Annotated in this window: 14 protein-coding genes, 1 other RNA gene and 1 pseudogene; 8 read left to right on the top strand and 8 right to left on the bottom strand. The window is 34.4% G+C overall.

The genetic code is table 11. The annotated features are described in order from the left end of the window. Positions 1-3: 3 nt before the first annotated feature. The 4 genes from pstA to gshB all read right to left on the bottom strand — a co-directional run bounded on the left by pstA (position 4) and on the right by gshB (position 4,929). Positions 4-1,293, bottom strand: coding sequence for a phosphate ABC transporter permease PstA (gene pstA / locus V5N68_RS01210; RefSeq protein ID WP_332065364.1), 1,290 nt, complete (start codon positions 1,291-1,293; stop codon positions 4-6). Further along, positions 1,290-2,738 (bottom strand): phosphate ABC transporter permease subunit PstC, encoded by a 1,449-nt coding sequence (pstC, locus tag V5N68_RS01205; RefSeq protein WP_332065363.1) that lies wholly within the window; start codon positions 2,736-2,738, stop codon positions 1,290-1,292. The genes pstA and pstC overlap by 4 nt, the downstream gene beginning before the upstream one ends. A gap of 54 nt (positions 2,739-2,792) precedes the next feature. After that, complete coding sequence (locus tag V5N68_RS01200) at positions 2,793-3,839, bottom strand: substrate-binding domain-containing protein (protein WP_332065362.1); 1,047 nt, start codon at positions 3,837-3,839, stop codon at positions 2,793-2,795. A 151-nt stretch (positions 3,840-3,990) separates the two neighbouring features. Beyond that, positions 3,991-4,929: a glutathione synthase gene (gshB, locus tag V5N68_RS01195; protein WP_332065361.1), complete on the bottom strand. Its 939-nt coding sequence runs from the start codon at positions 4,927-4,929 to the stop codon at positions 3,991-3,993. A 90-nt stretch (positions 4,930-5,019) separates the two neighbouring features. On the opposite strand from gshB, the gene V5N68_RS01190 reads away from it, so the two are divergent. Beyond that, the gene (locus V5N68_RS01190) at positions 5,020-5,808 is read left to right on the top strand and encodes a molybdopterin-synthase adenylyltransferase MoeB (protein WP_332065360.1); all 789 of its coding nucleotides are present in this window, start codon (positions 5,020-5,022) and stop codon (positions 5,806-5,808) included. 98 nt (positions 5,809-5,906) lie between these two features. Here the strand turns inward: V5N68_RS01190 and V5N68_RS01185 are convergent, their stop codons facing one another. The 4 genes and pseudogenes from V5N68_RS01185 to V5N68_RS01170 form a co-directional block, all read right to left on the bottom strand. Next, entirely contained in the window at positions 5,907-6,287 is a 381-nt protein-coding gene (locus tag V5N68_RS01185) for a hypothetical protein (RefSeq protein WP_332065359.1), read from the bottom strand. A gap of 320 nt (positions 6,288-6,607) precedes the next feature. Then, positions 6,608-6,715: a hypothetical protein gene (locus V5N68_RS01180; protein ID WP_332065433.1), complete on the bottom strand. Its 108-nt coding sequence runs from the start codon at positions 6,713-6,715 to the stop codon at positions 6,608-6,610. 808 nt (positions 6,716-7,523) lie between these two features. Further along, positions 7,524-8,646 (bottom strand): annotated as a pseudogene (locus V5N68_RS01175) (ABC transporter permease subunit). A gap of 158 nt (positions 8,647-8,804) precedes the next feature. Further along, entirely contained in the window at positions 8,805-9,359 is a 555-nt protein-coding gene (locus V5N68_RS01170) for a c-type cytochrome (RefSeq protein ID WP_332065358.1), read from the bottom strand. A 106-nt stretch (positions 9,360-9,465) separates the two neighbouring features. Here V5N68_RS01170 and V5N68_RS01165 point away from each other — a divergent pair, with 106 nt between their 5' ends. From V5N68_RS01165 to rimI, 7 genes are all read left to right on the top strand, one after another. Next, positions 9,466-10,197, top strand: a complete 732-nt coding sequence (locus V5N68_RS01165) for a 3-deoxy-manno-octulosonate cytidylyltransferase (RefSeq protein WP_332065357.1) — start codon at positions 9,466-9,468, stop codon at positions 10,195-10,197. Between the two features lie 678 nt (positions 10,198-10,875). Then, positions 10,876-10,973, top strand: an RNA gene (gene ffs, locus V5N68_RS01160) — signal recognition particle sRNA small type. Positions 10,974-11,200: 227 nt separating this feature from the next. Next, positions 11,201-13,126, top strand: a complete 1,926-nt coding sequence (locus V5N68_RS01155) for a DNA polymerase III subunit gamma/tau (RefSeq protein ID WP_332065356.1) — start codon at positions 11,201-11,203, stop codon at positions 13,124-13,126. Between the two features lie 14 nt (positions 13,127-13,140). Further along, positions 13,141-13,461: a YbaB/EbfC family nucleoid-associated protein gene (locus V5N68_RS01150; protein WP_332065355.1), complete on the top strand. Its 321-nt coding sequence runs from the start codon at positions 13,141-13,143 to the stop codon at positions 13,459-13,461. 24 nt (positions 13,462-13,485) lie between these two features. Next, complete coding sequence (recR, locus tag V5N68_RS01145; RefSeq protein ID WP_332065354.1) at positions 13,486-14,091, top strand: recombination mediator RecR; 606 nt, start codon at positions 13,486-13,488, stop codon at positions 14,089-14,091. A gap of 926 nt (positions 14,092-15,017) precedes the next feature. Then, positions 15,018-15,701, top strand: a complete 684-nt coding sequence (tsaB, locus tag V5N68_RS01140; protein ID WP_332065353.1) for a tRNA (adenosine(37)-N6)-threonylcarbamoyltransferase complex dimerization subunit type 1 TsaB — start codon at positions 15,018-15,020, stop codon at positions 15,699-15,701. Beyond that, positions 15,701-16,192, top strand: coding sequence for a ribosomal protein S18-alanine N-acetyltransferase (gene rimI / locus V5N68_RS01135; RefSeq protein ID WP_332065352.1), 492 nt, complete (start codon positions 15,701-15,703; stop codon positions 16,190-16,192). Before tsaB ends, rimI begins: the two co-directional genes overlap by 1 nt. Positions 16,193-16,197: the final 5 nt, after the last annotated feature.

The raw sequence follows: 16,197 nt of genomic DNA, 5'->3' as shown, positions 1-16,197 counted from the left end.
TCATTAACGCCGTTCAAATCGTCGTCGCAAAAAAACAGCAGAAATATTCATAATAATAAGAAAAATCATTAATACAATGATAGCACCTGATGCCTTTTCTACAAAAGCACGTTCGGCTTCACCTGCCCATATAAAAATTTGAACAGGTAAAGCTGTTGCCGGATCCATTGTTGTAACAGGAATATTCGCAACAAAAGCGACCATTCCAATCAAAAGCAAAGGAGCAGTTTCACCCAGTGCTTGAGCTACACCAATAATCGTACCAGTTAAAATACCAGGCGCTGCTAAAGGGATGACATGATGAAAGATCATTTGTGTTTTAGATGCTCCTAATCCTAAAGCTGCCATACGAATAGAGGAAGGGACAGCCCGTAAAGCAGAACGTGTTGTAATGATAACCGTTGGTAAAGTCATAAGAGACAAAACAAGTCCACCCACAAAAGAAGCTGAACGTGGTAATCCAAAAAAATTCACAAAAACAGAAAGCCCTAAAAGACCAAATACAATAGAAGGAACAGCTGCAAGATTATTAATATTAACTTCAATAAAATCCGTAAACTTATTTTGACGTGAATATTCTTCAAGATAAATAGCTGTTGCTATCCCTATTGGCAGAGAAACCAATAAAACTATGACCATCATATAGAAAGAACCTATTATTGCAACGCCTAATCCTGCAGTCTCAGCGCGACTAGAATCTCCACATGTAAAAAAACTAAAATTAAATGCTTTATAGAGTATATGTTCACGATCTAAATATTTCATCCACTCTATTTGACGATTAGAAATTTTGCGATTTTTTTCTTCTACATGCAAATTAATCTTCCCCTTATAAGCAGAATCAATATCTGCTGATGCCAAGACTACGATTTTTTGCGTTGTTCCTATTAATTTTGGATTCTTTGTCACCATTTCACGCAGTTGAACACGTACACTGCTTGAAAACATACGGTTAACATCCCGCAATAATATCTGATCATTTTCATCTATATTAAGCTCTTTTATCAAAGCATTACGAACAAGAAGCGGATAATTCGCAGTTGCTAACACTTGCGGGTTTGTCTTACGCTGACCCCCTGGATCAATTAACTCTTCATCTAAATAAACCGATAACGTCATTTGGCTTTGAAAAAAAGCTGTATATCCCTGACTTACAATAGACCATAAAAGAGCAAATAAAAAAAACAAACCAATAAAAATAGCAATCAAACCATATGCGCGAAAACGACGTTCAGCCCAGTATCGACGTTTAAGATCGATATTGCGACGATTGGAAAAAAAAGTTTCCTTCATTCATATTGTTCCCGATATTTACGTACGATATAAAGAGCAAGAATATTCATTAAAAGAGTTATAGCAAAAAGAGTCATCCCCAAAGCAAACGCTACAAGAGTTTGTGGAGAATTAAATTCAAGATCACCAGTCAATTGATTAACAATTTTAACTGTTATTGTAGTCATTGCTTCAAATGGATTAAAAGTTAAATTTGCTGCAACACCAGCCGCCAAAACCACAATCATTGTTTCTCCAATCGCGCGTGATGCTGTTAACAAAATCGCTCCTATAATCCCCGGAAACGCAGCTGGTATAACTACTTTTTTAATTGTTTCAGATTTCGTTGCCCCTAAGCCATAAGACCCTTCACGCAAAAAACGTGGAACAGCCATGATAATATCATCCGACAAAGAAGAAACAAACGGAATCAACATAATCCCCATCACAAACCCAGCTGTTAAAACACTCTGAGCCATTATAAAGCTAATACCGCCAGAAAGGGAAACAGAAAGATCACGTAAAAACGGTCCCACAACCGTCAAAGCAAAAAAACCATAAACAATAGTTGGAATACCAGAAAGAACTTCCAACAATGGCTTAACAATTGATCGCACCCGAGTAGAAGCATATTCCGCCATATAAAAAGCTGAAAACAATCCAATTGGAACAGAAACAAACATTGCTACAAACGCAATATAAAACGTACCAGCAAGTAAAGGTATTAAGCCGAATTGTCCCACTTCATCTCCCAAACCACTAGCTAAAAAACGTGGATCCCAAACCGTCCCTAAAAAGAAATTTGAAAAAGATACATAGTGAAAAAAATTAACTGTCTGAAAAAACATAGAAAATACAATACCCACTGTTGTCAAAACCGCAACTGTAGATGCACAAAATAACCCAACAACAATAAAATATTCAACTTTATTACGCGCACGTTGACGTGGAGAAACTTGCATAATCCCAGAAAAAAAACCACAAAGTGAGATTATAAAAAGTAAAATATAACCAATAAACTTCAGTTTTTCAGAAGAATAACACCATAACTGCGCTATCCTTAATATATCATTTGGCATTTCTTTAGGTAAAATGAACCCTTTTGCAAATAACTGTTCTCTCACCTCTCCATATGAAGCAGTAGCAATATCGCCTTCAAAATGGTGAATAACTTTAACTAAATCACGAATGGTTCCCAAAATAAGATCAAGGTTCACAATCTCTGTCATACACGTTATGCATGTTTTAACCTCTTGCGAAATACTATATTCTAAATAAACTTCACTTCCACCATCCCACAAAATTAAAAAAATAACAGATGGCGTAATGGTCATTAAAAATGTCCACCAGCCATAATAATACGCACGAGAATGCATTTTGTATTGCGCATATTCCAAGTAATATGCCCGCATATAAGAAATACAAAAACCAGTGAGACCAAAAATTAATAATAAAAAAATGCGCATATTATTTTCAAACTTTATAAACAACCAGCACAGAAAACCGTACAATTAAAACTGTTATTTTAAAGTCATAACACGACCAGAAGAAAATGTATAACGCTGCGCTTGGCGTTCCTTGTCAGAAGCAGAAACCAAACCATATTCGGCTAAAGGGCCATTGGGTCCTATCATTTGATCAGAAAGAAAAAAACTAACATACTCCCGTAAACCGGAAATAATATCTAAATGCGCTTTTTTAACATAAAAGAAAAGTGGACGAAAAACTGGATACTCACCACTAGAAATTGTTTCAACAGTTGGTGAGAAACCATTAATAGCTGCGACCTTTATCTTATCAGAATTATTTTCGTAAAAAGACAAACTAAAAATACCAGCTCCTGTTTTATTAGAAGTTAAACGCGCAAAAGTTTCAGAATAATCACCATCAATATTAATAACTTTTCCATCTTTACGTACAGAAACACACGCAGCATGAATTTCTTTATCATCCATGCCCAAATATTTCATGACTTCAACTGCTCCACTGGTTTGACAGCCCAAAGCCAGTAATTTTTCTTCAAAAACTTCACGTGTTCCATGTTTTTCTCCAGGAATATAAGCTTCTATCACCCAATCAGGAAGAGTCGTATTCACTTCACTCCACTTTGAAGTTTTATTTTGCTGTAATTTTCCATTCATAACAACTTGAGCAGCTAAAGCTCTATATATATCCGCTGGCTGTAACTTCCAATCAGGACCATTAATATTTGTCGCGAAAACAATACCATCATACCCAATGAATATTTCTTCAACATCTTTTACACCAGATTCAAAACAAGACTGCAATTCACTTGGCTTCATTGCTCGCGAAGCACTAACAATATCAACTGTTCTTCTTCCAACACCACGACAAAACTCCTTAATACCAGCACCTGACCCCCCTGATTCAATAACTGGAACCTTAAAATTAGGGTAAACTTCTCCAAATATCTCAGCAACGATTTTTTGATAAGGAAAAACTGTAGATGAACCAACAATTCTAATTTGATCACGTGCATGACCAATGTTTACACAAAACACAGCCGCTAAAACCAGCCCCATCCCGACTGATAACAATCTGCTCATCCATAAACTCCCTAACAAATGTACATCAATATATTTCGCTCTTACCATATAATAATTTGGGTTTTAATTGATATTTTTAGCGTAACAAATATAAAAAAGTAATGTTCACCACTTTCTAAAAACTATATACAAAATCCTTGTTTAAATAAATTTAACTCGAACGTTTAACTTCGATTATATCCCAAAAAAGATTGGCAATATCCATACCACCAAAACGTTTAATTTCACGAATTCCGGTAGGAGATGTCACATTAATTTCTGTTATATGATCTCCAATTACATCAATCCCTACAAGAAGAAGACCGCGCTTCTGCAAAATTGGACCGAGACGTTCACAAATCTCATAATCACGTTTTGTTAAATCAATATTTTCTGCACGACCTCCAGCATGCATATTAGAGCGAACATCCATTTCTGCCGAAATCCGATTAATCGCTCCGACAGGCTTCCCATCAAGTAAAATAATTCGTTTATCCCCTTTTTGCACAGCATCCAAATAACGCTGAACGATGAAAGGCTCTCGATAAACTTGTGCAAACATTTCCACAAGTGATGCTAAGTTGCGATCATCTTGTTTCAAATGGAAAACACCTGCTCCCCCATTACCGTAAAGTGGTTTAATAATAATATCGCCAAATGTGGCTCTAAAAGCCATTACTTCTTCAATATCTTTTGTAATTAATGTTTCTGGCATCAAATCAGAAAACTCAGTAACAAAAATTTTTTCTGGACTATTACGTACCCATACTGGATCATTCACAACCAGCGTCTTAGGATGAACACGTTCTAATAAATGGGTAGTAGTAATGTAATTTAAATCAAAAGGCGGATCCTGGCGTAAAAGAATTACATCCATATCTGTCAATTTAACATGTACAGGCTCCCCTAACTGATAATGATTTTTCTCTTCATCATATACTGTCAATGACTCTAATTTTGCAGTCACACAACCATCGCGCATAAATAAACGATCTGGTGTATAATGAAAAAGAGAGTGTCCACGTTCTTGTGCAGCCAAAGCAAGAGCAAATGTAGTATCTCCATGAATCGATACTGTTGAAATATGATCCATCTGAATGGCAATTTTCATGAATAAAACCTCTCTATAACTAAAAGTGAAGACTGGCTTATACGCCACAAACTTAGTAAACAGTTAATGAACTATGACAAGAGAAAGTTTATGATACAAGAAACTAATATAAAATTAAGTAACGAAGAAATTGAGCGCTATGCACGCCACATCATTTTACCTGAAATTGGTGGGGTAGGACAACAAAAACTCAAAGGTGCACGTGTTCTTGTCATTGGTGCAGGTGGTCTTGGTGCTCCTGTTCTCACCTATCTAGCTGCCGCAGGTGTTGGAACCCTAGGGATTGTTGATGATGACACTGTTGCACTTTCTAATTTACAACGTCAAATTATTCACAACACAAGAACAATTAACCAATACAAAACCGATAGTGCGACAACCACTATAAATGCAATAAACCCTTATGTTATAGTTGAAAAACATAATATACGCTTAAATGAAAGTAATGTGGATAAATTATTAAATGCCTACCACATCATCGTTGATGGCAGTGATAATTTCACTACACGTTATCTGCTTGCTGATCATGCTGCACAATGTAAAAAACCCTTAATAAGTGGTGCTATAGAGCGCTTTAATGGCTCACTAACGGTACTCATGCCTTATAAAGATGATAACCCTCATTACCGTGACTTATTTCCTAATCCACCAGATTCCAGTATCATCCCAACCTGCGCAGAAGCTGGAGTTATCGGCGTTTTACCTGGTGTCATCGGAACACTTCAAGCAATGGAAGTCATTAAACTTGTCACAAACATTGGTGAGCCGTTAGTAGGAAAACTTCTTCTCTATAATGGATTGTCGGCACAGTTTAATACAATTACCTATAAAAAATCAGATTCAGGAGAAAATGCAGCAGCAATCAAGATTTGCGTATAAGAATTTTTGGGACAAAAAAATACGATCAACAAAGCCATATTCAATTATTTTTCCATTACGCATAACAATAATTTCATGTGCAAGTGCTTTAACAACCTTCAGATTATGGCTAATAAACAGATAACCCAAATCATATTTTTGTTGCAAACGATGTAAAATATCAATGATCTGTACCTGCGTACTAAAATCAAGAGAAGATGTTGGCTCATCCAACACAATAGAGCGTGACTTGAGAATAATTGCGCGTGCAAGAGAAACTCTCTATCTCCGTCCACCAGAAATTCATGTGGAGAACAATGACGAGTAGAAGGATCTAAATCAACTTCACGCAAAGCTTCAATTATATCATCATCTCGTTCAAGATAGGAAATCTGTGGTTCATGAATTGATAATCCCTCAACTATCATTTCACCCACAGACATACGTGGAGAAAGTGAACCAAAAGGATACTGCAAAACAACTTGAATATAACGACGCAAAGGACGTATCTTTTAAATACGGAATAATTTTTAGTAAAAATCTTGATTATCTACATCTTCAATTTTTCTATTTAAATGAAAACCAATTTTTTAAAAGTCATTTACAGTAAGAGAGTATGCGAGTAATTTATGATTTAAATATAATTGACTTCTACCTAAAATATCAATTTATATTCTATAGATGGAGATATTTTGGTGATGAATACGAAAATATTCACACAGTTTAATATATTGATCTTTAGATAACCTGTTGGTCATAAAAACCGCTCCTAGTTAATAAGTGGTTGTAACGCGGTGTATTTTGAAATTAAAGCGCTTTTCTAAAAATTGCTAATATCTATATTAGCAAAAATAATTTGACCTTTAGAAGACAACATCCGTATCAGAGCAAGCCCCAATGTTGTTTTTCCTGACCCAAGCTCACCTATGACCCCAAGCGTTTGACCTACGCGAATGTAATATCTATATCTTGAACAACCTTTTAATAATCCACCGTCCGACGCAATAAACCCTTCTTAACAGAGAACCAAACACTAATCTTATTTCCTTGTATCAAGATAGGCGAACTAGCATCAACTTGAAGAGAATGGCTCTTCAATTCTGCTTCAAACAATTGTTTTGCATAAGGCTGCTGAGACCTTTTGCAAGTCTTTTAAGTTTTGCTAAATATTTATTAAACGTTAATAATTGTTTTTCGTTATTGAGGATAGCGTTAAAAGATAATCTGGAATTAAATAATTTATCATTTAATTTTTCAGCACGTAAAATAAAATTCTCTTTACGCTGTAAGAAGCTTTTTCTAGCTTGCCATTTCTTTAATTCTGCGCTAATTTCCTCGGCGTTTTTAGCAGTAATGTTTGTTCATGGTTTCAAAGGAAACATTTTTTCAACACTTAACCGTGTTGCTAAATGTTTGTTAGTACAATTAATCCGTCTCAATAAATTTTTATATTCTTTGTTCATTATGATGTTACCTGTAGAGATATAAAGTTTAGAAAAAATTGTTAGTTTTTTCCATTTACTGTGTGATATCCTATTGTGAAACAGTATCTTTTTTTACATTATACTGCTCCTGATTTTAATAGTCTAACATAGAAATAAAAAGAACCATAACGGCCACCATCCACGCGGATTTTGTTTAAAATTACGTCAACGACGCGCACTCAATGAAGAAAAGTAAATACCTTCCTTTCGGCAGTTTAGATTTATGTGATATTTTATGACCTTCATTCTGCATCACAAATTCTTTTTATCAAAATCAATACTTGGATCAACAATCATATAAATGATATCAGAAATAAGATTCATCACCAAACCGATGAGCGAAAAAATACAAAGAGAAGCAAATATAACAGAATAGTCACGATTAATAATCGAAGTATAACTCAAAAGCCCCATACCATTTAATGAATAAAGCATTTCAATCAGTAAATATCCGCTAAAAAATGATGTCATAAAAGTTGTAAGAAAACTAGCAATTACAACTAAAATTGCATTGCGAAAAACATGGTGATATAATACCGATCATTCGCTAAAACCTTTAGCTCGTGCTGTGATAACATACCGCTGACGAATTTCTTCTAAAAAACAATTTTTTGTTAGCAAGGTTGTTGTAGCAAAGGAAGAGATAGCCGATTACCGTTGACGCAAGAATTAAATGGTACAGATAATCTAATATTTTACCAATAAAAGATAGTTGATCAAAATTATCAGATGTTAAATGGCTTAAAGGAAACCAATTTAAAAAAGACCCTCCAGCAAAAAAGACAATTTTTAAAATACCAAAAAGAAATCTTAGAATGGCATAACCAATGTTGATAAAAATACTTGTCCATACATCAAAAACTTCTCCCTCCTTAATAGCTTTACGAATTCCTAACGGTATAGAAATAGAGTAAGAAATTAGTAATTGCCAAAACCAAAGTGAAAGATAGACAGGTAAAGCGCTCTTAATAAGCTCAATAACTAAACGACCTTGTATATAAGAATCCCCAAAATCAAAACGAAAATAACGACCTATCATTATAAAATAGCGTTCTAAAGGTGGTTTATCAAAGCCAAATTACTTTTCAAGTTTAGCAATAAATTCTGGATATAATCCTTGCGCACCACGATATTTTAAAACTCTAGAAGAAGACAATCCAACATGAGCACCATCTAGAATAACATCAGAAGAAAGGCCAAAATCGCTCTCACCACCTATTCGTTCTAAAGCATCACCACCTGTTCCTCGTAATTAAGAAATGATATTTTCAATAGGACCACCTGGTGCAAACTGCACAATAACAAATGTTAATGGTAAAATGTCAATCAATATAGGTATTATTAGTAAAAAACGTCGAAAAATGTAAACTACCATTTTTAACTTTCACTTTCCGGTATAATCTGTACTGCATTAATTTTGATGCAGTCATAAAGATCATTCCAATGAACCTATAACGACTCTTCTAATAAAACACGTTAAATCCAAATTACAAACGTCCATCTTCCTCAAAAATGAACCCTTATAAATAAAAATTAGTTTAGATCCTCTTCTTTATTATTCATTGGTAAGGAAACAGGATGATCAGATAAGCTACGTAAATAAAGTAGAAGATCAGCTCTATCTTGATCATTTTTGATCCCAGCAAAAGACATAATCGTTCCAGGGAATGCTTTGCGCGGTGAATGCAAGAAACGATCTAAAGTCATAAAATCCCATTTTTTATCAAAATTTGCACGCAACGCCCTTGAATAAGAAAAACCTGTCGCAGTCGCTAAAGGACGATTCACGATTTCCCATAGTGTAGGACCAACGCGACGAACTTCATTATGCTTGGAAGAGTTATGGCAAAGAGCACAGCGACTAAAAATTTTACGTCCATTTTCCAAGCTAGCCTGCTGAAGACGCTCATTTAATAACAAAGAAGCTTCAGATGTCTGCTGCTTTTCTTTAAGTACATCATTAACTGTATTCTTATGAGAGGGTTGAACCAATGTAGAATTATCATCGCGGATCGTGAAAATTCCCATCAAAACAACCAATAAAAATAAGCAAACACAAAAAAAACAAGCAATTGTTAAACGATTCATTATAAAATTTAAACACTCACATTCCCATTATTATTTTTAGTCTAATCTTTTTCTTTAAAATATACAATATTATCATCACATCACGCATATCATTTGGAACTTTGCAATGACGATTGAACCAATTATTTTTATTCCTGCTCGTATAGGATCAACCCGACTACCACAAAAAGCTTTAGCTGAAATCGCTGGAAAACCAATGATTATTCATGTTGCAGAACAAGCAAAAAAAGCTGAGCTAGGGCGCACTATTGTTGCAACTGATCACGACGATATTGCTAAAGTTGTTACAGACTACAAACATGAATGTATTATAACATCTCATGATCATAAATCTGGTTCTGATCGCATTTATGAAGCTTTAACTAATATTGATCCTGAACAACGATACAATGTCATTTTGAATATACAAGGTGACCTGCCAACAATAACTCCTAATGAAATCATCAGCTCTTTACGACCTTTAGAAAATAACCTAACTGATATTGCAACCTTAGGAGCAAATATAATTGACGAAGATGAAAAAATAGACCCTAATACAGTGAAAATTATTGGTACACCTCTTTCTCAAAGTCGCCTTTGTGCTCTTTATTTCACACGCGCAACAGCACCATATGGAGATGGCCCCCTTTATCATCATATTGGAATATATGCCTATCGACGTAAAGCACTTGAACAGTTTGTAACACTCCAACCATCTACACTTGAACAGCGCGAAAAGCTTGAACAATTACGAGCATTAGAAAATAATATGCGTATCGATGTAGAAATAATTGACACAATTCCTTTAAGTGTAGATACACAACGTGATTTAGATAAAGCACGTAAAATTTTAACATAAAAACAACTCAAGCAATGCATAAAAAAAGAAATGTAATGGTAGCTTTTATATAATGCTTACTCCAATATATTTTTGATATAAGCGTTATTTTATTTCTGTACTTTCTGGATTTAAGAATGAAAATATCTGGTACTTTTACTGATCCAAATGCTGTAATCGACAAATTTATTCATATACTGCTATCAGTACATTGATTATTTTTGTCATACATTTAACCACAAAAAAAGCATCATTTATTTCATCATATTCTCCTTCTAAAGCTTTTGTTTTTTTACAAAAAAATCAATAGATCATGATAAATATTCTATTCACAGTTTTTTAATTGGCCAATTGAATGATCTAAATTCTTAATTTTTTTCCCTATTTTAATTCCGCAAATACTTCAATGTAACTTAACAACTATACAAATGAACACTCTTAACTTCTAAGCCTTAAATAAATATTAGCCAAACAGACTGGTTAATTATCACCTTCTTGCCATACGTGTCTCAAAAAACATTAAAACATCTTACCCATATCAAAAATATAGAATGCTGCTTTAATAAAATTATATAAATTCTCCTAATCTTTAGCTTTCATAGTATAAGAATTAAGCTCGAAAGAAAAATCTGTGATCATTTTTCTTATATTTTTTCTTCTAAGCTTGATTTTTTATTTTAAATCGACAATATGAGCTTGGGAGGTTGGTGGTGGACGAACCGCTCGCCAACTGGGTCAGGTCTGGAAAGAAGCAGCCCTAACGAGCTTTGGTACGGGTCATCATACCAGCCTCCTCACTATGATCAGTCAATGATATTCTTTTTTTCCGGTGTAATATTTTCAATCTTTATAGCAGTATCTTTCATAAAGACAGTTAGAACTTTAAGTTGTTTTTAGGAAAATAGTTTTGTTCTGCTAAAATAAATTTATTGAGAAAAAACTATTTTATATTTAGAGTGCAACATCAACGCATGCTCTTGTATTATAAAAATGTATTCAAAAAGCCTCAACATTGGAATTATTGATGAAAAATATGCCCGTAGAAAAGGCCTATCGCGTTCTTGCTCGCAAATATAGGCCTCAGAATTTTTCTGATCTCATTGGTCAAGAGGTGATGGTACGTACCCTTACTAACGCCTTTCAAACAGGACGTATTGCACAAGCATGGATATTAACAGGGATTCGTGGTGTAGGAAAAACAACAACAGCACGTATTTTAGCTCGTGCACTCAACTACAAAACACAAAATATTAATCAACCAACGACTATATTAGACACATTCGGTGAACATTGTAAGCAAATTATTGAGGGATGCCATCTTGACGTTATAGAAATGGATGCAGCTTCACACACAGGTATTGATGATATTCGTGAAATTATTGAGCAAATACGTTACCGACCTGTTTCAGCGCGCTACAAAGTATATATTATTGATGAAGTGCATATGCTCTCAACACAAGCATTTAATGGCTTATTAAAAACGCTTGAAGAACCACCACTCCATGTAAAATTTATTTTTGCAACAACAGAAATTCGCAAAGTCCCTATCACAATCCTTTCACGTTGCCAACGTTTTGACTTGCGACGTATTGAATCAACAGTTTTGATAGATCATTTGCGTCAAATTGCTAAACATGAAAATATTGAAGTGGAAAATAGCGCACTTTCCATGATCGCTCGTGCCGCAGAAGGCTCTGTACGTGATGCACTTTCCATTTTTGATCAAGCAATTGCTCATAGCAATGGCCATGTCAGCGCCACTGCAGTGCGTGCAATGCTGGGATTAGCCGATCAAGCACGCATCATTGATCTCTTTGAATTTATCATGAAAGGTGATGTTGTAAACGCATTACATGAATTACGCAGTCAATATGATGCGGGTGCTAATCTTTTAACTATAATAACAGATTTGGCTGATTTCAATCATTTGGTTACACGTTTACGTTTCACACCAGATCTAGCAGAAAGTTTTTTGCTTTCTGAGGATGAGCGCTTAAGGAGTTTGGACTTTTCACAAAAACTTCCTGTTCCTATTTTATCTAGAAATTGGCAAATGCTGCTTAAAGGCTTGCAAGAAATTAACCAAACAACACGCCCCCTTCAAGCAGCTGAGATGCTATTGATTCGTCTTACACACACTACCAATTTTCCTACTCTTGATGAAGCTTTTAAAAAGCTTACACAAGAAAAAGAACCTCTCACAATTACCTCAAATGTTTCTTACCAAGAATCCAAAAACACGAATAATAAAGCAGAAGAAGCTATATATCCCTACTCTACTCAATGCGTTGCAAATACGCCACCACCACAAGCCCAACCAAATTTAAAGGAACCCTTAAAAAATCAATTAAGGAGTGCCTTACAGCATCAAGATTCACTAAAGGTGCAAGATTCTAAAAATATAAGCTCTTTTAAAATAACAAAAAACCCTGAACCTCTTCCATCTTCTACTATATTTGAAGATACTAAAAATTTATCTTATCTTCCCACACACGCAGTAGAAGAAACTTCTGAAAACAAAAAAATAGTTATCAATTCATTGCATGATATTGTTAAATTAGCTGAACAGCATAATGAAATATCTTTTAAGTTATTTATTAAAGAATTTGTTCATCCTGTTCTTTTTGAATCAGAGCATATAACTTTGAAACTTTCTGAAAATGCTCCACCTTCACTTCCTCGTGATATAGAAAAAATGTTATTTAAGTGGACTCAAAAGCGCTGGACTATATCCTTAGTTAATGAAGGAGGAGGACCAACCTTAAATGAAGAAAGTGATGCCGCAGAAAAATCGCTTTTTTCCAATGTACAAGCAGATCCTAAAATCGCGAAAATCCTCAATCATTTTCCAGATTCAAAAATTATTGGTGTTCGTTTTAATAAGCAAGAAAACGAGCTTGATTTATCTCCAGATGCCTTTAAAAATATGAGCAATATTAATAATAAATAAGGACACCTACACCAATGCGTAATATGATGAGCATAATGAAAAAAACTAAAGAAATGCAAAAAAAGATGCAGCAAATTCAAGAAGAAATAGCGAATTTGCAAATGACTGGTATTTCTGGAGGTGGGCTTGTCAGTGTTACTTTAAATGGAAAAAATACCATAATTTCAATCAAAATTGATCCTTCATTAATCAATCCTGAAGAAGCTGAAATCCTTGAAGATCTTATTATGGCAGCTTATAATGAAGCTAAAGTAAAAATTGAAGCAGCTGTGGCAGAAAAAACGCAAAAAATAACAGCAGGATTATCCCTTCCAGGATTTAACTCCTCGCTCTAATAAGCTGCGTTTTGGGATAACAATATGACTAAGCACATTGCAGGGCCAGAAATTGAGCGTCTTATTCAGCTTTTAGCACGGATACCGGGTCTTGGTCCGCGTTCAGCGCGCCGCGCCTCTCTTCACCTTATAAAAAAAAAAGAAACGTTGTTAGAGCCTTTAGGTGCGGCAATACAAGCTGCTATAGATAAAGTCTGTATTTGTTCTATTTGTGGAAATGTAGATACAACTAACCCTTGTGCTATTTGTGCAGATACCCGACGCGATAATACAACAATTATTGTAGTTGAAGATATTGCCGATCTCTGGGCACTTGAACGTGCAAGAACTTTGTCAGCACGTTATCACGTATTAGGTGGACGATTATCTCCATTAGATGGAATCGGTCCTGATGAACTCAACATTGCCTCTTTAATACAGCGTATCGCCACTAACCCAATTACAGAACTTATTTTAGCCGTTAATGCAACTATTGAAGGACAAACAACAGCCCACTATATCACTGATCAACTTTCCAATTTTTCAGTTAAAATTACCCGCCTTGCCCACGGAGTACCAGTGGGGGGTGAGCTAGACTATCTTGATGATGGAACCTTAGCTGCAGCCTTACAAGCAAGAACTAATCTTTAAAACTGCCCCCGCTCAATTATCAATTCTGTTTCTTATCAGTTTTTAATTGAGCTGATAAAAGAATATTTTAAAAAACGCCCCTTACTTATACAATTTTTGTCATATCATCTTAGCATGTTCATCTATATCGACTTAAGCTCATAACTAAAGAGACTATAAAAAAATTTTGTAAAAACATGACTAAAAAACTTTGTTGTAATAATTTTATTATTGCAGGCCTTATTACGGTAAAATTGATCAATCTGCATCATATAATATTTAAAGCATTGTACACCACTTTTGTTTCTTCAACGCAGCTCACAAGCCCTTCAAATAAGTAACGATTCGACAGAAACTCCTTCAAACAATTAATCAAAACTTCATTTTCTGTTATACTATATAAAATTGTACATATTGCACCTTAATTACTAAAAGGATAGCTAAAATTCTTATTAAATCGATTCAAGTTAAATAAAAAAATGATGAATTCGAAATTATACAACATCATTTAAACTCTTAAGCTATTAAACAGCCATATTATTTATACTGTTTTTTGGATCAAAATTAAACTCTTTCATAAATTTCACAGCATGCCACACATAATATAACCTTATAGTTTGCCTATTCTAAGCTACTGTTATTCTTCATTGTGTACTGCAAAAAGCATAATGAAAATAAAATTATCATCCACCATACCAACTAAAAAGGATATTGCATTTCTGCAAAATACTTAATCATAGTTTATTATATTCATCCCTTTTTATAAACAAATAATAGTATGCAAAAATACATTGGATATTGACTCTTCATGGTAAACCATTTCAAAAATGATATTGCTTATTTAAGCTGAATTTTCTAAAAACATCACGCAATGCACTAAAAAGATATTAAAAACTAAGAGTAAAACAAATTTTTTATTTATCGTATTGTTCAACGAGAATATTTTTATGCTTACCCTTGCTATAGATACTGCTTCAATTTATTGTGCTGTTGCACTTGTCCGCGATAAATCTGTCATTGCCCGTATCAGCGAATGCATGAATAAAGGACATGCCGAAAAACTTATTGGGTACATCACGCAAATAATTAATCAAGTTAGTATTACTCTAAATCAGGTAGATCGTATTGCTGTCAATATTGGACCTGGATCATTTACTGGTATACGTGTAGGTGTTGCAACAGCAAAAGCTTTAGCACTAGCGCTAGAAATACCAACTGTTGGTGTCACCACACTTGAAGCATTAGCAGCACAAATAAGCAGTAAAAATACTTCGTCCACAATCACCGTTGTTATCGAAGCTGGCAAGAACATGTTTTTTCATCAAAGTTTTAATGAAGATATCACACCCTTAGAAGCGCCCAGTTTAAAAACAATTAAAAATATAATCGAAAATTTACCTAAGAACACTAAGCTAACTGGTCCAGCAGCTGGTATCATTGCAAAACATATCAAAAAAAACGAAAAATACAAAAAAATCGTACCAGACCAAATTATATGTGAAGCTGCTGATATTGTAAGTTACGCTCACCTTGCTGCCCAAAAACAGCCGCAAGATAAACTACATCCGCTCTATCTCCGCAATGCTGACGTCAAAAAACAAACTGGCTTTATTTTACCACGCAAAAAATAATGGACAAATTTTTGTTAGCAAAAAAATATTTTGAGATTGTTCCGCTACAAGCTTGTGATAGCATTTCTATTCAACACATTCATCAGTGTTGTTTTACCCCCTATTGGGAAAAACAAACATTTGATAACTTCTTTAAAGACCAATCTATCTTTGGATATAAAGTTCATCCTATTCACAAACCTGATCAAATCTTAGGGTTTTGTCTATACCGTCTTATTCTTGATGAAGCAGAAATCATCACAATTGCTGTTCATCATCACTACCAACGGCAGAGAATTGGTCATCTACTTCTAGATAGTACATTTTATCATCTTCATAAAGCACGTGCTATAAAATTGTTCTTAGAAGTGGAAGAAACCAATATTTCTGCTTTAAATCTTTATCAGCGTTTCGGTTTTCAAAAAATTACAAAACGTCCTTCCTATTATCAATCAAAAAACGGCTGTGTAGATGCCATCATTATGCAAAAAACTTTTCAGCAAATAGATTGAGATTT

It is taken from the genome of Bartonella eidoli (assembly GCF_036576145.1).
Taxonomy (GTDB): Bacteria; Pseudomonadota; Alphaproteobacteria; order Rhizobiales; family Rhizobiaceae; genus Bartonella.
The sequence above is the reverse complement of the archived record's forward strand: the minus strand, read 5'-3'. Positions and strand labels throughout refer to the sequence as shown.